This is a genomic window from Bradyrhizobium sp. ORS 111 (assembly GCF_045571485.1).
GTDB lineage: Bacteria > Pseudomonadota > Alphaproteobacteria > Rhizobiales > Xanthobacteraceae > Bradyrhizobium.
In genome coordinates this window covers 5,934,202-5,953,950 of the sequence record NZ_CP120701.1, presented here as the reverse complement: position 1 = coordinate 5,953,950, position 19,749 = coordinate 5,934,202, and the positions used below count along the sequence as shown (strand labels likewise).

Genomic DNA, 19,749 nt, shown 5'->3' with positions numbered 1-19,749 from the left:
GTATACCCACAACGTAGCTTCGATCGTTTCCAGCTAGGTAACCGAGTGTGTCTCGATCGGCTGAATCACAATGTGCCTTTTTGGCGCTAATGAACAGCGCCATATCCGAGAGCAATACCGGTTGGATGAAACTCCTCCTCCTCAACGGTCGCCTCGAGCCGTAGCGCTTTTGGGTTCTTGTCCGCGACGTTCGGCAGTGGCATGCCTTGTCCGATCCAGGCCGACAACAACGTGCGAATGGTATTGCCGTCGCCGCCTGGTGGAATCGCGTCGAATAGTTGACCGAATGGACTGGCCTCCAGCTCGGATAGAACTTTGCCATTCGCCGAACCAGCGATTTTCGTCTTGAGAGACTGAAGGAAGTGCGCCGCGGCCACAGAAAAGTCGGATGCGTCCCGAATGTCCAATAAGTCCCTTACGAGAGCGTCCTGCCCGGGCTGCCGATCAGTGACGCGTAGTTGAGTCACCATGTGATAAACGGCGCGCACCATCGCCCAGGCAAGCCAATTGTCGTATTTCTTGATTACTGCGCGGGCTCGGTCCGCCTCGTTGTGAGGCGAGGTCGCACTTCCGTTTCCTGTGCGATGCGCCTTGTCGATGGCGTCTAACCAGAGAAAAACGCGCCGCGGCGAAGCGGTCTGTCGTAGGCCTCCAAACCGGTCGTCGGCAATCTGCTTCACGAAGTTAAATTTGGTTCGGCATGCCTCATCAAGGCGGCGTTCGTCCAAGGATTTTGGCCGCTGTCGGTCTCGCTGCTTGAACGATGGCGCTTCATCCTGCACCCAGTCGCGCCACAGCTTGATTTCGGCGTCGTTGAATACGCGGAACATGGCCCCGCCGAACTCGAGCAGTTTGAAGAAGCGGCTTGCATCGGGATTGCCGGGTACGATGTAGCCATGTTCGATCAGGCCATCGAGAAATGCTTTCGGATCGTTGAAGAACTGGTTGATCGGTACGCTACCCAGTTTCTTTGTGCCGTGGTTATATTGTCCGTAGAGCTTCTTCGCGCCAATCAGCTGAAGGAGCTGATCCTCGACCGAGCGCGGCTCTCTGAGCACATGGATGATCTGCTGCATGAGAATGGCAAAGGTGAGGGCGTAAGCAACGTAACCATCCCAGATCCGAGACCATTGCTCTTGCACCGCTTCCTCTCCGCCATGCAACATGACATTGTGGAGATAGATCTTCACTGCTCGGAGGATTTGGCCAGCGTGTCCATCCTCAGCGTTGTCGATGGCGATATGGAGACGATGGAACTTGGAGCTCAGGCCAACATTCTCGAGGATTGATGCGGCACGGTGTAATTCGAGAGCCGTCCACTCGAGCCAGAGCGTCATGCCAATGATCTCGGGATAGTACAGACTTGGAAACTCAGAGATTCCAAGTTGAAATGTGGCGCTCTCGAAGGCGGCGTCTAGAAACTGGGGATCGAAGGCGAACGCGGTACTTGCAACGGGTGCCGGATAGAAGCCGAAGGAATGGCAGAGGTCGCGGTAGACATTTGCGTGATTCTGCGAGACGTCGCCGTCGCCGAGCTCCTCGTTGAAGATCGAGAACAGCGTCGAATTCACCTCATCCATCGGTCCCATGCGGTGCACGTTGCGCAGCCAAGCGCCGTCAAGGAAATTGAAGGGCGTAAGCTGCTTGATCCGCTCGATGACGTTTTCACGAGTCGCAAAGTAGGGGTTGTGCTCTTCGTTCGCAGCGTTGTAGGGCCTTCCATTCTGGGTCAGGCCGAACTCCATGCAGTCGTCATAGATGTCCTTCATGCGCGCTTCGAACACGTCTTCCGAATACCGGAAGGGCCGCACGTTATTCATGAAGTTGAACGCGCTTGGCAACTTCTGCACGTTGCGCGCCGCTTGCAGGACGCTCTCCACATACTCCTGCGCCTTGCCGAGGCAGCCGCGGTGGTTCTCCAGATTGAGCAGTGCATGGAACAGATAACGAATGTCCATGCCCGCGTAAGGCAGGCGCTCTGTCTCGACATAGACATCCTCGCCGCTGGCGGCGCGGATCCGCCGGACGAAACCGAGCTCGTGCCAATAGCGCACCATGTCATCGGCGGCGCGGCGCGCCGCGTCTCGCGGATCATCGCGCGTCGCAGCAGGGTTCTGCCAAGGTCGACGCAACAACGTGCTAACACCCAGGCCCCGGTCCCACTTCACGCGCCCCTCCAGGCCTTCGCGGACGCGTTTGCCTCCCGGCAGCCACAATGAATTGACCTCGTCGAATACGTCCTGCGGAATGACGTCGTCAGGCCGCGCGGAAGGCCACCAGTGTTCGCGGCGCAGATAGAGTCCGGCTTGCCAGGGTAAGCTCAGGCTGGACGTCAGATCACCGGCCTTGATCGGGCCGCGCTTGATCCGAAAGGCGCCGGCATAGGTGGCGGGGTCCTTTGCCAGCTGGCCGACTTCGACCCCAGGAGCGAAAGGTCCGCCCACCGCCTGGTCCAGCACGATGCGCTGCAATTCGCTCACCCGCTCGTCCGGCGTCTGGTCTTTTGGCGGCTGGGGTGGCTGATCCGCAGCTTCGCCGGCCGTCACCTGCTTCCATTTCTGAAGCAGGCGATACTGGCGCGGCAGCAGCGAGAACCAACTCGCGGGGACACCGGCCTGGCCGTGTCCCCGATCGCCATACAGCGGCGGCATATAACGAGCGGTGGCTTGTTTGATGGCCGCACTGCCTTCTGCCGTCGGATCGCGCAGCACTGCGAAAATGCGGGCGCGCTCGGCGCCTGGTTGACAATGTGCGAACGAGAATCGATGGCCTCTGCGGGCGTCATTGTTGACCCACCCAATGTTGTCCATGCGAGAGAGCAACGACTGCGTGCGCTCATTTTCAGCTTTCGCCCTCTCGCTCAGCCATCCGGCGTTGATGGCGATCTCCTCCGCCACATCGTGGAGCGTGACCAGTGCATCAACAGAAGGCGCGTAGTTCGGTGGTCCCACCACCACCCACGCCGCATCCTTGGGATCTGATATGTCTATCCGGCGTCCGTCAGGCAGTGTGACGACCGCCGACACCGGGCCATCCGAGATGTCGTCATACCAGTAATCATTGTTAGCCCAGTAGTCGGTGCTTCGCGTATCCGCGCCAATCGGATTGTCTGGAATCGTCGATTCCGCCCGCCCGAGGCCGCCCAGCACGAGCAGCCGTCCACCATCATCGACCTGGAGCTCGCCAAGATAGACGGGCACACCAAGAAATGCGCCGGTGTCAAACTGTCGATTGTCGGAGGCACCTGAGGCCGTGATGGTCCGCTTGCCGGGGTCGATGATCAGCTCGGTGCGCTCGTCGGGGGCGCGCGTGTCGGGATATTGGTGGGAGGCGCCGTTGCTGTTACGCAGCCGCGGCGGCGCGTTGCTGGCAAGGCCATCCTGAAACCGATGGGAAGCGCCCTTCTTGTTGACGAGATGAGCGCTCCATTCCACTTCGACCGCGGGTTCGCCGCCGTTGGCCCTTAACGGTAGCTCGCCGAGATTATTGCCATCTTTGTCGTAGCCATAGAGCCGGAAAAGAGCAGCCTGCCGCCTGACGCGGCCGTTCGCATCCTTGTAGCCGCCGGCGGGGGCATCTCTGGTCCCCTCGGGAGTATCCGCGGCGATGTAGAAGCTGTCCGGGCTGTTGCCCACGCGCGCGATCCCGATGCCCGGATGAATTCGGCAGCTGTGGACATTAGAGAACGGGTAATCGGTGTTGGCTGTCCTTGCCATATCCCTGCTCCTCAGGATCGGTCCTAGGTACTTTCGAAGTCCTCGACGCCCGGCGCGGGCTGGAGGCTGGTCACGCGCACGTCTACGATCGCGGTCTGCCCCTGGCTGTTGCGCTCGAGTGCCGCGACGAGTTGGCCGCGGAAACTTCCGATGTTCTCCACGGGAAGGTGCCCGACGCCTCGCGCGATCGTGGCAAAGCTGCTCTCAAGCCCGAACCGCGCGTTCTCGAAGCCGCGCTTGCGCCACTGGTATTCCAGCCAGCCGAATCCTTGGTTGTTAAGAACGACGTAGGTGACCGGCAGGCCGTAGTGGATCGACGTGAACAGGTCGGCGCGAGCGATGTTGAAGGCCCCATCGCCCACCAGCGCGACAACCGGCCGCTCAGGCCTGGCAGCCTTCGCGCCGATCGCTGCGGCGACACCGAAGCCAAGGCTGGTCTGCTCGCTCGGGACGATGGATCGCTGGTCGCTGCCGAGCGCGAACGAGGGATAGAAGTACGACCACATGTCGAGCAGACCATTTTCCTGCACCAGAATGCTGTCGCGCGGCAGTGCGGCTTCGAGTTGTTCCATCACCGCCGGCAGCGAAACGGCGTCAGTCTGCCCGGCTTGCTTGAGGGAGGCCGTTCGTGTCTCGAAGCTGATGGCCTTGCTGCGCCGAATCTGCTCCAGCCAAGCTGGCCGACTGCCGAAATCATCATCCTGCAACAACCGATCGGTGATGCCATCGCACGAGGCGACGATCTTCGGGCCGGAATATGCCGTCGACATCTCCTCGCTCGTGATATTGATCTGGAGCACGCGTCCGTGGAGGCGCTTGGAATCCAGCAGCAGCGTTGCTGTCTCCTCCAGACGGCTACCGAAGCTCACCAAGCCGTCACAGTGCTCCCACAGTTCGCGCAGCGGCTTTGCCGTATAGAGGCCGGCCAGGCCGCAGAATAGCGGATGCTGCTCGTTGACCGCGCCGCGGCCCGATGCGGTGGTGAACACCGCAGCGCCGACTCTGGCTGCCAATTCGTGGTAGCCGACCGTCCTGTTTCCATCGAGTGCGCCGCCACCGAGCAGGAAGAGCGGCCGTGCCAGGCGTCGGATGAATCTCTGGACCTCCGCGGCAGCCGAGGCAGACAGATAAGGATGATGCCGGATCGGCGGATCGTAGGCGACGTCCGTTGCCGGGACGTCGGCGAGGTCTTCTGGAATTTCGACATAGGTCGGCCCGGGGCTATCGTTCGTGGCAATGAAGGCCGCCCGCTGGATCGCCCACTGCAGCTGGCTCGCGTGCTCGACTCGGTAGGCCCACTTCACCAGCGGCCGGATCACTGCGGTCTGGTCGAATTCCTGGAACGCGCGCGCGCCGAGGCGATGGCGCGCCGTGCCGACGGCGACCAGCACCACAGGCGCGCACGAGGCGCGGCTTTCCAGCACGCCCGTCAGCGTGTTGGTGACCGCCGGTCCCTTGCCCACGATGCAGATGCCGAGCTTGCGCGAGGCCAGCGCATAACCGGTCGCCATGAACATCGCGTTGCGCTGGTCCTTGGCGACAACGAAGGTGATATTGCGCCCCTCGAGCGCTTTCAGGATGCTGAGGTCGTCGCCCGGAATTCCGAACACCGGGTTGGTGCCGGATGCTTCGATGAACCGGGCGACCTCCGTCCATGCGGGCAGCGCTTGACTCATGGCCGTTGCCCCACCATGCGGGCGATGGTCTGGGACAGCAGAATCGGCTCGATACGAAGATCGCCGTTGCGCCATGCGTAGTTGGCCATTCGGCCATAGCCACCGAACGGGGTGTTGCCGTCCTCAATGTCGAAGAGCGTGCAGTTGACGGAGACCATGTGTCGCTTGCGCAGGAACTCCTCTATCTCCGGGACCGCGTAGACGCTCGCACCCAGCGCGCGCTCGGTATAGATATCCAGCGAGAGTTCGCGGACGAGGTCCTCGGTGCTGTCGTAAGCGATGACATTGAAGATCGGGCCAAAGAACTCGACGATGTCGGCACGATTGTGCAGCGAACTAAAGATGACCGTGGGCTCGACATGCCGCGTGGAGTATCGGACTGCGCCGCCATGGACGATCCGCTGCTCATTTTCCAAAAGATATTTGGAGATTTCGTCCAGCGCCGAGCCGTAGAACAGCGGCCCGTAATCGGCATCGGCATGTTTGCGGGACCCGAACTTCAGCTTCTCCAGGGCCAGTTGAAGCCGTTCGAGGAACACGGCGCTGTGGCTTTTCGGCACGAAAATCGCGTCGGGGCCCATGCAGTCCTGCCCCGAATTGAACAGGCGCACTTGAATGAGATCGTGGATCGCCTTGTCGAAATCCGCCAGTGGGCCAACGATAAACGGGTTCACCCCTTGTCCAAAGAAGACAAAGAGCTGTTCGCGCGGCAGCGATTTTCGCAGCTTCTCCGAGTTGCCGAACGTTCCGGTGAACACGACGACATCCGCGTCCCGCGCGACCCGCTCGACGAAAACCTTCTGCTCATACGTCACAACATCGATCGGCAATCGGTGAGTCGGGGCGAGCAGCCGGTGCAGCCGCTCCATCGGCTCTTTCACATAGCTCGACGGCCGCAGCGAAATCTTGCGAATGTAGAGTGAAGGAACGACGGCATACAGGATGTAGGAATAGAGGAGAACGTTGGACGGCATGAAGGCGGCGAGGTGGTTCAGCGCCTTTGGCCGATTGTTGATCACTTCATCCGCTGCGCCCGCCAACGCACGTTCAGACGCCTGGATCTCGGCTTCAGCCGCCTGGAACGTCGCCGCTTCGGTAAGGATGTCGAGGACCGCGGCTCGTTCGGAACGCAGATAGTCCCGAAGCCTCTCAATCGCATCCAGCCGGTCCGCCTCGAGAATCGGAGGCGCGGTCGCGACGTTGTCGACTGCAGGGAAGGCATCATTGAGACGATTCATGGATAGCGCCTTTTTGCTGTTTCCAGGAGTGTCGAACATAGCTTTGGTCAGATGTCCGGTGCTGTTGCGCCGCGTGGCGTAAGGCCTCGCCGATCATCTGTAGCGATTGAGGCACGAACCAGCCGCCCGGCGTTGCGCATCGTGCGCAACGCGTATCGCCCGTCTAGTTCGAAGCTAACAGATTTGCATCGGCCACCTACATCGTTGCACGACAAATCGGGCGGCGACCAAAGGCATGGCGCCGCTAACCCGTTCTTTTGTCGAGAACGGGCGCGCTCCGATTCGTTGATTAAGAGATCTGGTTGCGGTCCGGTTTCTGCGGTTTGTCGTGAACTAGATCGACCGGTCAGTCTAGTTTTATGGCGACGATGCCTCGAGTCAAGGCACGATTTGCAATCTATGTGAGAATGTAACGAAGCTTTCGATCAGGCCGTGCCTCGCTGTGCATCCAATGCTGTGAGACGTGTCGCCGCAGCATGAACGTTCTTGCTGCTGGCGCGCGTGACCAATGCGGAGATCTGGGTTGGGCGGAGTACGTTGCCGCTTCGTCGTGCATAGGACGCGCGATGAGCACGCCTGACAAACTCATCTGCTAATTGTGACAGGAATTCCGGGCTTCACGTCGTGCTCGGTGCTGCCCATCCGATGCGCTTGCTGCGGCTCGTGCTCAAGCGGGCTTTGTGCGAGTGGTGAGATAGAGGAAGCAAAGCGCGCTCAGCGCCGTTGCTAACAAATTGAAACAGGTCGCCGTGCCGAGAGCGTGTCCGTAGTGATAGCTCCTGGTTTCCAACGTGAACGCGAGCGGATCCGACAGATCGGCGAAGAAGATCACGCCGACGATCGCGACGCCAAATGCCGCTCCCAATGTCTGCATCGTACCGACCATTCCGGAGGCCATGCCGGCCTGCGCTTCGGGAACCGTGGAAAGGTTGGCGTTGAGGGCGAGCGGAATGGTCAGGCCCTGGCCGAAGCCATTGAAGATCAGTGAGGCAATCAGCAGCGGCGCGCTGGTCGGAACGATGAAGGCGACAAGGACGGACAGCGTGAGTCCGATGAAAAAGGCGGCGACGCCCAGCAGCAGGGATCGGCCCCCCAACTGCCGTACGATAACGGGGCTGAGACGCGCAGCTGTGATGAACGCAAGCGCGGTAGGAGTGAAGATCAGGCCGGCAACAAACGGGCTGTAGCCGAGGCCGGCTTGCAGGAGCAATGTAAGCGATAGGAAGAACGAGCTGATCGAGGCGAAGAACAGGAATACGCCGGTCACGCCGGCGAGCAGGCGGCGGTTGGACAGCATGGTGATGTCGAAGATGGGAACCTCGCCCCGGCGCACAAGCGCAGCTTCGAAGCGCGCAAACAGATAGAAAGCCGCGATCGAACTGATGGGGAGAATGATCGACCACCATGGCCAGCCGTGATCCTGGCCTTCGAGGAACGGAACGAACAGGATCAGCAGAGCCGAGGCGAGGATGATCGCCCCCCTGACGTCCAATCGGGCGGGAACCGGGGCCCTGGTTTCGATGATCCACATCGAGCCGAGCACGAGCATCAACAGGCCGACCGGGACGTTGATCAGGAAGACGAGGCGCCAGCCGAGGCCGAACAGGTCGAAGGTGACGAGCAACCCTCCGCCGATCTGCGCGATCGGTGAAGCCAAGCCCTGGACGATGCCCATGATGCTAAACGCCTTTGGGCGGGTTTCGCCTTCGAACAATACGCGGATAGTTGCCAGTATCTGGGGCATCAGGAGCGCTGCGCCGATGCCTTGCAGGACTCTCGCAGCGATGAGGAAGGCTGCCGATGACGCCACTCCGCACATGGCCGATGCAACGGTGAAGACGCCCGTTCCAATCAGGAAGAGCCGCTTTCGGCCATACAGATCGCCGAGGCGAGCGCAGTTCATCAGAAATACGCCATAGGCCGCGCTATAGGCGACCATCACCAGTTGCAGATCGGCGGGAGTCGCATGCAGGCTCTGCCGAATCCGCTCCAGTGCGACGTTGACGATAAATAGGTCGAGGGTCGTCATGAATATCCCCGACACCAGCACCGCCAGCGAGTACCAGCGGTCACGTTCAGGCTTGCCCGGAGCTTGGACGAGTCCAATGCCGACAAGGTGTCCCTGGGCTACATTCTGGTCGGCCGACGACGCGAGTTTCATAGGAAGCTCCCTGGCTGTGCTTCGACGCTCGATGCACAAAGTCTCGCTGTCCGCCGAGCTCGCATTGTCGGCAGCGCCGAAGCGGTGCCTGTGCGCGAACCGCGGTGTTATGCGCACGACATGCGTTCGGCATCGAGCAACATGTCAGCGGATGATCCTGGCGCGGCGTGGCTCGATTGACCACTGGCACGAATGCCGATTATGATGAATATCGTGTCAACTGCGCGGGTGACGTCTCATGAGCGCTCCGAAGATCGCTATTCTGACCTATGACGGGGTCAACACCTTTGAGCTCGGCATCGCCATGGAGGTGTTTGGTCTGCCCAACATGGGCCCCGATTGGTACGACGTGGCAGTCTGCGGCGATCGAAAGCGCGGAGCGACGTCGAGTTCGTGCAGCGTTCAGATCAAAGCCGGCAGGGGGTTGGATGCGCTGAACGACGCAGAGACCGTGATTGTGCCGGGCTGGCAGGATATCGATGCGCTCCCGCCACGTAACATTCTTCAGCGCCTGAGGGCGGCCCACGCCCGCGGCACCAGGATTGCGACGATCTGTGCAGGTGTGTTCGTGCTGGCGGCGACTGGCCTATTGTCGGGGCGGCGGGCCGCCGTGCATTGGGCTCAAGCCGAAGCACTTAAGCGAAAGTACCCGGATATTGAAGTCGATTCCCGCGTTCTATACGTCGACGATGGAGACATCCTGAGTTCCGCAGGACGCGCTGCCGGATTGGATCTTTGTATTCACATCGTCGAGCGCGATTTCGGGACCCGAGCTGCCAACGATGTTGCGCGCCGATTGGTCGTTCCAGCTCATCGGGAAGGAGGCCAGGCCCAGTACATTCCTCGTCGCACACGGCCCGTGCGGAATTCCATGGGTGATCTCCTGGCCTGGATCAAGCAGAACCTCGAAGAAGACCTGGCTATCGAGAGGCTTGCAGAGCGAGCTCGCATGTCGCGCCGGACTTTCATCCGACGTTTCGTGGATGCCACGGGTGCCATGCCGGGCGAGTGGATCACGCTCGAACGGATGAACCACGCGAAGATGCTGCTCGAGGATACTCGGGCCACTATCGAACAAGTTGCCGAGATGTCGGGGTTCGGCTCTGTCGATACCTTGCGCCACCATTTTCGCGCACATCTGGCGACGAGCCCGACGCGTTACCGGGCCTGTTTTCAAAAGACCTTTCCGGAAAAACGCCGCAGCTACTGACCGCAAGATGGCATAGCGCTGCGGCTGCCTCGCGGGACGGTGCCCGTCACCTGCGCGCTTACGTCTCGGCAAGCGATGGGGAGACGTGCCAAGCCTGCTATGGCGTCGGGCCCGCTCGTGCTCTAGTCTTGAGTTGGCGAAATCAATCCGTTCTTGTCTAATGCAATCGAAGAGACAAAAAATCCTGGAGACGGCGATCCGCTTGTTTGAGCTCGAAGGCATTCAAGCCATCGGTATCGAGCGAATCATAGCGGAATCCGGCGTCACCAAGATGACGATGTACAATCAGTTTGGATCCAAGGAGGCACTGATCGTGGAGGCGCTCGAGGAGTGCGCACGGCGGTCCATGGAATCCCTGAAGGCGTTTGTCGACCAGAGCCGCTCCTCTCGCGGCAAGGTGAAGGCGATATTCCTTTGGCATGATCGGTGGTTTCGTCGTGCCAATTTCGAAGGTTGCGTGTTCAACAACGTTGCGGGCGAAATTCATGACGAAAATTCCGCTGTCCGCCGCGTGGTGGTTCGCTACAAGCGCGACATGGAACGATATATCGCATCTGTCCTGGTCGACCAGGGGATTGAGTCATCCAAACAGTTAGCAACGCGTATCATGCTTCTCGTCGAAGGAGCCACCGCGCTGGCCTATGTGACGGGCAAACGTGACGCGGCCATCAAGGCATGGGAAGCATTTGAGCCCTCGCTCAAGGCATGAGAGCTTCCTGAGGCGGTTTGAAATACGGCGGGCGGACCGCAAGAGCCGAGGCCCGCCGACTGCGGGTTCCTGTTACTCCGCTGCAGTCCGGTGAGCTGCGATGGCGGGGCCGAACTCAAGAGTCTCCCCGTCGTCTGGGATACGGAGCTGCGCGACAGATATTCCGCGCGCGAGCGCATGTTTCCGCAAATCGGTGCGCCCGACCGTTGCGTGATCCAGCGAATCGAGGTGGGTCGCGACGACGACAGCTTGAGGTGCGGCATTACAGACCGCCACCGCCTGTTCGGCGTCCATGGCGATCTGCTCGCCCTCCCACAGCGCGCCGCAGGGATGGATAACAATGACGTCGGGGCGAGTATCACGTATCGTCGCCTCGACGGGCGGATAGAACACCGTATCGCCCGACCAGTAGAGCGTTGGTTCGTTCGGGGCTTCGATGCTGAAGCCGATGACGGGGCCCATCTTCTCGACAACGGCCCCAAAGCCATGCCGTCCGTCCCGCCGCGTCAATTTGATGCCCTGCCAATCGATGGCCTCGGTTAGTGGCGTCACGTTCTCGAAGCCGAAGGAGCGAATCTTGTGCTCATCGACAGGCTGGCAGATCAGAGGCAGTTGCTTTGGCACCAGCGATTGAGCGAGGGGATCGAAATGATCCGAGTGTAGATGAGAGACGATGACAAGCTCAACACCGGTCAGAATCTCGTCGGTGCTGCTCGGAAGATCCAGTAGCGGATTGCGCGATCGCCCCGCATTGGCTGGCCGACTGTGTTTCGGCGCAAAAAAAGGATCGACCAAGATCGTGCGGCCGGCCACCTCAAGTTTTAGCGTTGCATTGCGCAAAAGCCTCAGTTTCATCGACGTATTCCTCGTGAGCTTGATTTCGAGGTTGCGGCTCAGGCGACGCCAGCATCGAAAGACAATGGTGGGCCTGCAGTAATGAATGATCGTTCGCGCGCATACGCGCTGGCCAGTGGCAGGGATGACATTTGTCGTGAACATCATGCCATTCTGTTTGGCTGATCGCGACGAGGCGTCATCACAACGGGCGGCATGCAACGACCGAGCTCGTGAACGTAGTCGTGCACGCAGCGGCGAGAGCAGCCTTCCGTTGACGCGATTGCCACGTCAGGCCCACTCAACTCGGCATTTGTCGCGACACGATACGCAACGGCATTTCCAAGAATGGATTAAACACGAAACAGAAAACGTGTCCGCAGCCTGAGCGTGGTGGGTTCATCGCTTTTTCGTTGCTGCCCTCGACATTACGCATCGGCGACAACATCATTGGCGCTTCTTGAGCCAGCCCTATTCATTTCGAGATCATCAGAATGTCGCCTTGGTCATGCTTCCGGTCGGACCCGCGCACGAAGGCGAGCGACCCATGATGTCATCGAATTTCCTCACACTTGATGGCATCAGCAAGCGCTACGGCGTGCTGAATGCGTTGGAGTCTATTTCTCTCGACGTTGCTCGCGGCGAATTCTTGACGTTGCTGGGGCCATCCGGGTCCGGCAAGTCGACTCTGCTTGCGGTCCTCGCTGGCTTCACGGAGCCGGACCGCGGCTGCGTCTCCCTGAACGGGGACGACATCACGCGCCTTCCGCCGGAGGCGCGTCGCTTTGGTGTTGTGCCACAAGGTTACGGCCTTTTTCCTCATTTGACGGCCTACGAAAACATCGCCTTCCCATTGCGCGTGCGCCGCACTCTCAGAACGCGCATTGACAACCGTGTTCAGGAGGTGATGGAACTCCTGCAAATTGAAGGCCTGGGCGACCGCCTTCCAATGCATCTTTCCGGTGGACAGCAGCAGCGCGTCGCCTTGGCGCGCGCACTCTCCTTTGAGCCGGATCTGTTGTTGCTGGACGAGCCGATGAGTGCGCTCGACGCGTCCTTGCGGCGCGACTTGCAGGCTGAACTTGTTCGGCTTCATCGGCAGGTTGGGACAACTTTCATCCATGTCACCCACGACCAGCAGGAAGCGCTTGCTCTGTCCGACCGCATCGTCGTGCTGAATCAAGGCCGGGCCGAGCAAATTGGTTCGCCTCGCGCGATCTACGATCGCCCTGCCAGCCGCTTCGTTGCGAGCTTTCTCGGCAAGAACAATTTGCTGGACACGATTGCGCGGGTCGGAGCCGATGGCAGGCTCCAGTTTCACTGGCACGGCCACAGGATTGCGGCAAGGCCCGGAGCTGGTCGGCTGACTCCCGGCCCCTGTGTCCTTGTAGTTCGTCCCGAAGCCATCTTGCTTGACCCGGTTCGAGGTGGAGCATCGCATTCGGACGAGCGGGTTCGCGGCAAGGTCGTCAGCCGGACTTTTCTCGGCGCCTCAACCGACATCATCGTGGCTATAGGCGACGACATCTTGATGGTCACGTTGCCTGCTGCTGCGCCCCCGATCGTGCCCGGCGAGGACGTTTGGCTCACCTTGGACAGCGAACGCCTGTGGTGTCTGCCGGGCGGTGCGCCGCCGTGCGAGCTCTCCTCGGTTTCATCGGAGCTGGCGGCATGAGCCCTGAGCTCACGGTAAAAAGAGGGCCGCCACGCGCATGCCGTCCAATCGTATTGGTTCACGAATGGTCCGTGCAGGACCGGATGCTGGCTGGCTCCGCCTTCGTGCTCGTGGCGTGCTACCTCGTCCCGCTAGCGGGTGTGGTTGGCCTGAGCTTTCTGGTGCCGAAGCCGGGAGCCGGAAATTACGTGGCGGTCCTTCTGAACCCAACAGTTCGCTCGGTCGTCGCAACCACCCTTTGGATCAGTTGCCTGACCGTGAGCATCACGGTGCTGTTGGCATACGTGACCGCTTACGGATTGGTGCAGGCCGATCCGGCCGCACGAAAGCTGATGCTGGCCGGTGTGCTGCTGCCGTTATGGATTTCGGTGCTTGTCCGCAACTACGCATGGATAGCCCTACTTGCGCCCGGCGGAATAGCCAATGGCATCCTGCTGCACTGGGGCTGGCTGGAGCATCCTTTGTCGCTCGTGCGCAATACGTTCGGCGTTGTGTTAGGCATGGTGCATTACATGCTGCCTTACGCGATCCTGCCGATCTACGCCCAGATGGCCCGGATCGAGGGAGCGCTACCCCGGGTAGCGCGGTCACTGGGCGCAAATCGCCGCCAAGCGTTCATTCGCGTCTTCCTGCCTCTGTCGCGTCCCGGCGTGGCGGCAGCGACGTTCATCACCTCGATCATGTCGCTCGGCTTCTATCTGACGCCCGCCATTCTGGGCGGCGGCAAGACCGTCATGATGGCGGAATTCATATCCGTCCAGGTGACGGAAACACTGCGCTGGGACATCGCGACGACTCTAAGCACCTTGCTCCTGCTCGTGACAGGCGGCCTGGTCTGGCGGTTCAGTCATCTTCTCGACCTGGCGGTGGCCAAGCCGAAGACATGAGCATGCGATCACCAGTGATCGTGGTCCCGTTCGGGCCCGCGCGCTACATGTCCCTTCTTGTGGTGGCATTCCTCGTGCTGCCATTGATTGCGATCGTGCCGATGTCGTTCAGCGACACCCGGTTCCTGTCGATGCCGAACGGCGGGCTGTCCACACTGCACTATCAGCGCCTGTTCGGCGAGCAGATTTGGCGCGATAGCCTGCTGCAGAGCGTCAGCATCGCGTTTGTGGCGGCCATTCTTGCTGTGCTGCTCGGCCTCGCATTCTGCCTCGGTGCATGGCAGAGACAAGGCCGCGCGGTTGGGCTCTTGCGGGTGCTGATGCTCGGGCCGTTGATCGTGCCCGGAATCGTTCACGCCGTCGCCTATCACCGCGCCTTGTCGATGCTGGGACTGTTCGACAGCTTCGCGGGGACGATACTCGTGCACGCGGTCAAGGGGCTGCCGTTTGCCATACTCTCGATTTCCGCCGCTTTGTCCTCGGTGCAACCGGCGACGTTGCAACTTGCCCGCAGCTTCGGAGCCTCGCCGATACAAGCGCTCCTGAAGACGCTGTTGCCGCAGATACAAAGCGGTATTGCGGCGGGCTTTGTGCTGGCCTTTGTTACCTCCTGGGACGAGATCGTTGTGACGCTGTTTATCACGAGTCGCAACGTGAACACGTTACCGAAGCAAATCTGGCAGAGCCTCCTCCTAAATCTCGATCCCATCGTGGCGGCGTTAGGCACTCTCGCCTTGGCCGCGACATTGCTGGTGCTTTCGTTCCTGTGGTTACGGGGCGCCCGCGCTCTTGCCGCTGCCGGTTCAAATTGAAAGGAGATGTCGTGTCTGAGTTTTCCCAAGATGCCGATTATATGCAGCACCTCGAGTGCTCGCTCCGCGCGACAACGCAAGGCAAGACCGTCCATCGCCGTCAATTCCTTCAGCTCTTGTCAGCACTGGGAGTTGGCGCAGGTTCGCTGGCCTTCTCACCTTCCGCAAATGCCCAGCAAAGCGAGCTCGTCGTTGCCAATTGGGGTGGCGACGCGCTTCCCGCGCATCGCGACGTCCTCGCGGCGGAATACGTCAAGCGCTATCCGGGCAGCCGAGTCGCATTCGACACCACGGGCCCCACGCCCGGTAAGATCAAGGCCATGGTTGAATCGGGCAGTGTCGCATGGGATGTGGCCGACCGAAACCTCTTGTCCGCGCTGGAGCTCGGCCGGCAAGGCCTTTTGGAAAAAGTCGATGAATCCATCGTCGACCTCAACGCGGTGCCAAGCCAGTTTCGTACCGAATGGGGCGTCGGCTCGTACTTCTTCTCTTTTGTCATCACTTACGACAGCGCGCGGTTCGGTACGGCACCGCCGCGGACCTGGAGGGATTTCTGGGACACGCGGACGTTCCAGGGAAAGCGTGCCCTGCGCAACAATGTCGAAGGTGTTCTGGAATCGGCCCTGCTGGCGGACGGTGTTGAACGGGACAAACTGTACCCGCTCGATGTCGATCGCGGCTTGGAGAAGGTCCGGGCCATCAAGAAGGACACGATCTTCTACAGCAACACGTCCGAGGCCCAGCAGTTGCTGCGATCGGGAGAGGTCTCGGTCGGCAGCCTCTGGAACACGCGGGCGCAAGGCGTGAAAGAGGACACCAAGGGACGGGTCAACTATCACTTCAATGAGGCCATTCTCCTGATTGCCGCGTGGAACGTTCTGAAAGGAACGAAGAACGCCAAGGATGCCTGGCGATGGGTGGCACTATCGCAAGATCCGGCGCTTCAGGTGGCGCTGCTCGCGCGCCTGGGCTGGGGACCGATTAATCCGGCCGCGAACAAGCTCGTTCCAGCCGAACTGCAGGAGCAAAATCCCGGGTCGCCCGAAAACCTCGCACGTCAGGTGGCGACCGATGCCGAGTGGTACGCTAGAAACTATTTCGAGGTCCAGAATCGCTACCTCGACGCCCTTGCGTCATGAGCATGGCGGGCGAGGCTCTAATTGACGCGGCAGCGCCGCTCACCTTCATGGGTGCGCCCTTCGCGGCTCGCGTCCCGCCGCGATCGCGAGCCGTCATCGGCGGACTTCCGTTCGATGCCGGCCAGCACGCCTCGCGCCTGGGCTCGCGGCTTGGCCCCAGGAGTGTTCGCGAGCAGTCGATCCAGTTGCGCACGGTAGATCCCGACACCGATTGCGACGTCGTGGCCGCGCTCGGACTGGTCGACGTAGGGGACGCGCGCGTGCAGCACGGTGACCTCGACGCCTCCCAGCGGGCTATCGCCGAGTTCGCCGGCACTCTCGTCAACACGAACGCGGTTCCGATGATGATCGGAGGGGACGGCAGTGTCACGCTGCCGCTCCTCCGCGCGGTGTCGCGCCGCTACCCGGAGCTTGCGGTCGTGCATCTGGACGCGCATACGGATGCCTATCCGCTGGTCGGAAATGTCGGACCGGCGGCTTTCCATCGGGCCGCCGAGGCACGGCTGATCGACCCGAAAGCATCGTTCCATATCGGGTTGCGCGGTCCGGTCTCCTCGAGGGGCCTCTATGCGCATGCCCGCCAGCTTGGCTATCAGCTCGTAACGATCGCGCAACTGCTGGACCGCGGCATCGCTGCGGTATTCGACGAAGTGAGGCTGCAGCTGGCCGGTCGTCCCGTCTATGTTTGCTGGGATATGGACTTCTTCGATCCGTCCGTGGCGCCGGGCGTCATCACCCCGAGCTGGGAGGGCGTTACGGCCCGTGAAGGCTTGCAGGTGGCGCGATCGCTCCGCCGGATGAACATCGTTGCGATTGACATCAACTGCGTTAGCCCACCCCATGATGCCGCGGGTCTCGCCGCCTTTCTTTGCGCCCGCATCATCTTCGAATTTCTCGTCGGCCTGGCCACCGCACACCAGGCGTCCGAAAGGTTGCAACCGCCATGAATGTAGCGTCTCCTGTCACGCATTTGAACCGCGCGTCCACGCGCGCCACAACTCGAGTGATCCGTACGTCCGAGGAGGCGCTTGCAGTTGCGCGAGAGCTTGCCCCAGCGTTGGCCGACGGCGCGTCAGAACGCGACAGGGAACGCCGCCTGCCGCACGAGGAGGTTAGGCAATTTGTCCGTAGCGGATTGTGGGGGATCGGCATCCGACCCGAATTCGGGGGCGCCGGGGTTTCGTTCGAAACCATCATCGAGGTCGTGGCGATCATTTCGGAGGCCGATCCGTCGATTGGCCAGCTTCCGCAGAACAACTATCTGTTGCTCGAGAACTTGCATCGCATCGGCACTGAGGAGCAGAAGCGTTTCTTTTTTGCTGAAGTGCTACGAGGTAAGGTGATCGGCAATGCGTTCGCCGAGGCCGGCGGAAGGAACGTGCAGGATATCCGCGGCCGCATCAGCCGGACGGCCACGGGCCTCAGACTGAATGCCCACAAGGTCTATTGCACCAACGCGTTGTTCGCGGATTGGATACCCATCTCCAGCGTCGACGATGATGGCAATGTCGTTTATGCCTATGTCGAGCGTGATGCTGTCGGACTATCCGTCGTCGACGACTGGAACGGGTTCGGGCAACGAACGTCAGCAAGCGGCACGGTGATTGCCGAGGACGTTGCAGTCAATCCAGCGTATGTCGTGGAGCGTCACAAATCGTTTTCAAGTCCGAGCTTGAGCGGTCCGTTCGCCCAACTCTTGCATGCCGCGATCGACCTCGGAATTGCGCGGGCCTCCTTTGCGGAAGCGGTACGGCTTGCGCGCGCGGCGTCGCGCCCGTGGATCGACAGTGGAGTGGAGCGTCCGCAGGATGACCCTCATACGATTGCCGCGCTCGGTGATTTCCAAATCCGGGTGCACTCGGCCAGCGCGATGGTGGAACGGGCAGCCCGCCTCATGGATACTGTTCGGGAGCATCATGACGTGGCGGATGTTGCGCGTGCTTCCGTAGCGGTCGCCGAGGCAAAGGTGCTGGCAAACGATACGGCGCTGTTTGCCTCATCCAAGCTATTCGAATTTGGCGGCGCAAGCAGTGCTCGCACAAGCCTCAACCTCGATCGGCATTGGCGCAACGCGCGCACGCATACCCTGCATGACCCGGTGCGGTGGAAGTACCATTTGATCGGAAATTATGTGCTGAACGAACGAAATCCCCCCCCTTCACAACTGGGCTTGAAAATGGGCGCCGCGAGGTGATCAGCAAGGCGAAGCCCGTGAGCCAGCCTTCGTCAACTCTGCGAGGAACCACGAGCTGCGGGCCTTATCGCCGCCGGACGAACTCGGAAGGCGTCGAAGATCTGACGATAGGAGGACTTGCGGGATACAAGCAACCAAAGCGAAAACGAGACGCTCATGCTTGGCATGATGTTCACGAAAATTGTCATTCGTGCTTCTAGTCGATTTCGATCCGGGCCAAATACCATCGATATGATGAGCTTTGCGGCGAAGTTGTCGGACTCGGTTGCCTAAAATCGGACAGGCGAGACGAATTGCGAGGAGTTCACAATGGCGGGCATATTGCGGGGATCAAATGGCGCTTCACTTCACGCGCTCCGAGTTCGAGGCGCGACAGCAGCGACTGCAAAATGAGCTGAGCCGACTTGGCCTGTCGGGCCTTTTAATATTCCGACAGGAGAGCATGTATTGGCTCACCGGCTATGACACATCCGGATACTCGCAGTTTCAGTGTCTATGGTTCGGTGCTGCAGGCGATATGGTGTTGCTGACGCGTTCTGCCGACATCCGACAGGCTCGGCTAACGTCGACAATCGACGATGTGCGCCTCTGGGTCGACCGGCATAGCGCAAATCCGGCAGAGACGCTATTTGGCGAGATCCGTGATCGCTTCGCATTCGCCAGCCGAATAGGTGTTGAGTATGGCGCCACGACGCTCAATACGCAGCGCGGCAAGTTGGTGGACGCCGCCTTTGCCAAGGACGCCAAGTTGGAGGATGCGTCCGAGCTGATCTCGGGTCTGCGTCTTATCAAATCTCCCGCCGAACTTGTCTATGTTCGCGAGGCCGGCCGCATTGCTGATTTGGCATGGCGAAACGGACTGGCCAAGTGCGCACCCGGAAATTCCGAGTCCGACATCCTGGCCGAACTGTACGGCACGGTCCTCAAGGCGGGAGGCGATCCGGCGGCGGGACGTTTCGTCTGCGGGGCCGGCGATAACGCCCTGCAGTGCCGCTATTTCACCGGCAAAGGAACGATCGGAGCGATCGATCAGGTGACGGTGGAGTTCGCGGCGGCATATCGTCACTACCATGTGGTCCTCATGCGAACAGCGTTGGTCGGGCAGGCGAGCGCCACGCAACGTCGCATGCATGCCGCAGCGGTTGAGGCGCTTTGCGCCTGCCAGCAGCGCCTGAAGCGGGGATCTACTTTCGGTGATTTGTTCGATGCTCACGCCGATGTACTCGATCGCCACGGGTTCCAGCACGCGAGACTCAACGCATGTGGCTATAGCCTCGGAAATGCCTATCCACCAACCTGGATGGAGTGGCCAATGGCTTATGCAGGCAATCCAGTATCCATTACGCCGGGTATGGTGATCTTCCTGCATATGATCCTTCTCGACAGCGAAGCGGGCCTTGCGATGAGCCTGGGCGAGACGTTCATCGTGACCGATCAAGCACCCGAGCGCCTTTCGGCGCTTGACCATTCACTTCCACTCATCGCGTGAAAGCCTGAT

At 60.6% G+C, this 19,749-nt stretch carries 14 protein-coding genes; 9 read left to right on the top strand and 5 right to left on the bottom strand.

Annotation, left to right across the window (positions count from 1 at the left end):
* Positions 1-86 precede the first annotated feature (86 nt).
* The 4 genes from P6U30_RS27430 to P6U30_RS27415 all read right to left on the bottom strand — a co-directional run bounded on the left by P6U30_RS27430 (position 87) and on the right by P6U30_RS27415 (position 8,830).
* On the bottom strand, positions 87-3,716 hold the full coding sequence (locus tag P6U30_RS27430) for a LodA/GoxA family CTQ-dependent oxidase (protein ID WP_407165971.1): 3,630 nt from the start codon (positions 3,714-3,716) through the stop codon (positions 87-89).
* 23 nt (positions 3,717-3,739) lie between these two features.
* The gene (locus tag P6U30_RS27425; RefSeq protein WP_407165970.1) at positions 3,740-5,467 is read right to left on the bottom strand and encodes a thiamine pyrophosphate-binding protein; all 1,728 of its coding nucleotides are present in this window, start codon (positions 5,465-5,467) and stop codon (positions 3,740-3,742) included.
* The gene (locus P6U30_RS27420) at positions 5,389-6,630 is read right to left on the bottom strand and encodes an aldehyde dehydrogenase family protein (protein ID WP_407165969.1); all 1,242 of its coding nucleotides are present in this window, start codon (positions 6,628-6,630) and stop codon (positions 5,389-5,391) included. Before P6U30_RS27420 ends, P6U30_RS27425 begins: the two co-directional genes overlap by 79 nt.
* Before the next feature lie 667 nt (positions 6,631-7,297).
* Positions 7,298-8,830 (bottom strand): MFS transporter, encoded by a 1,533-nt coding sequence (locus tag P6U30_RS27415; RefSeq protein ID WP_407165968.1) that lies wholly within the window; start codon positions 8,828-8,830, stop codon positions 7,298-7,300.
* 199 nt (positions 8,831-9,029) lie between these two features.
* Between P6U30_RS27415 and P6U30_RS27410 the strand changes: the two genes are divergently transcribed.
* Complete coding sequence (locus P6U30_RS27410) at positions 9,030-10,001, top strand: helix-turn-helix domain-containing protein (protein ID WP_407165967.1); 972 nt, start codon at positions 9,030-9,032, stop codon at positions 9,999-10,001.
* Positions 10,002-10,203: 202 nt separating this feature from the next.
* Positions 10,204-10,710 carry a TetR/AcrR family transcriptional regulator gene (locus P6U30_RS27405; protein ID WP_407165966.1) on the top strand — a complete coding sequence of 169 codons (507 nt, stop codon included), beginning with the start codon at positions 10,204-10,206 and terminating at the stop codon, positions 10,708-10,710.
* Positions 10,711-10,782: 72 nt separating this feature from the next.
* Here the strand turns inward: P6U30_RS27405 and P6U30_RS27400 are convergent, their stop codons facing one another.
* Positions 10,783-11,712, bottom strand: a complete 930-nt coding sequence (locus P6U30_RS27400) for an MBL fold metallo-hydrolase (RefSeq protein WP_407165965.1) — start codon at positions 11,710-11,712, stop codon at positions 10,783-10,785.
* A gap of 292 nt (positions 11,713-12,004) precedes the next feature.
* Between P6U30_RS27400 and P6U30_RS27395 the strand changes: the two genes are divergently transcribed.
* The 7 genes from P6U30_RS27395 (at position 12,005) to P6U30_RS27365 (ending at position 19,740) form a co-directional block, all read left to right on the top strand.
* On the top strand, positions 12,005-13,219 hold the full coding sequence (locus P6U30_RS27395) for an ABC transporter ATP-binding protein (protein ID WP_407165964.1): 1,215 nt from the start codon (positions 12,005-12,007) through the stop codon (positions 13,217-13,219).
* Entirely contained in the window at positions 13,216-14,106 is an 891-nt protein-coding gene (locus P6U30_RS27390) for an ABC transporter permease (RefSeq protein ID WP_407165963.1), read from the top strand. Before P6U30_RS27395 ends, P6U30_RS27390 begins: the two co-directional genes overlap by 4 nt.
* Positions 14,107-14,108: 2 nt before the next feature.
* Entirely contained in the window at positions 14,109-14,918 is an 810-nt protein-coding gene (locus P6U30_RS27385) for an ABC transporter permease (RefSeq protein ID WP_407165962.1), read from the top strand.
* Positions 14,919-14,929: 11 nt separating this feature from the next.
* Positions 14,930-16,057, top strand: coding sequence for an ABC transporter substrate-binding protein (locus P6U30_RS27380; protein WP_407165961.1), 1,128 nt, complete (start codon positions 14,930-14,932; stop codon positions 16,055-16,057).
* On the top strand, positions 16,054-17,004 hold the full coding sequence (locus tag P6U30_RS27375) for an arginase family protein (protein ID WP_407165960.1): 951 nt from the start codon (positions 16,054-16,056) through the stop codon (positions 17,002-17,004). Before P6U30_RS27380 ends, P6U30_RS27375 begins: the two co-directional genes overlap by 4 nt.
* Before the next feature lie 110 nt (positions 17,005-17,114).
* Complete coding sequence (locus P6U30_RS27370) at positions 17,115-18,251, top strand: SfnB family sulfur acquisition oxidoreductase (protein ID WP_407165959.1); 1,137 nt, start codon at positions 17,115-17,117, stop codon at positions 18,249-18,251.
* A 334-nt stretch (positions 18,252-18,585) separates the two neighbouring features.
* Positions 18,586-19,740 (top strand): M24 family metallopeptidase, encoded by a 1,155-nt coding sequence (locus P6U30_RS27365; RefSeq protein WP_407165958.1) that lies wholly within the window; start codon positions 18,586-18,588, stop codon positions 19,738-19,740.
* Positions 19,741-19,749: the final 9 nt, after the last annotated feature.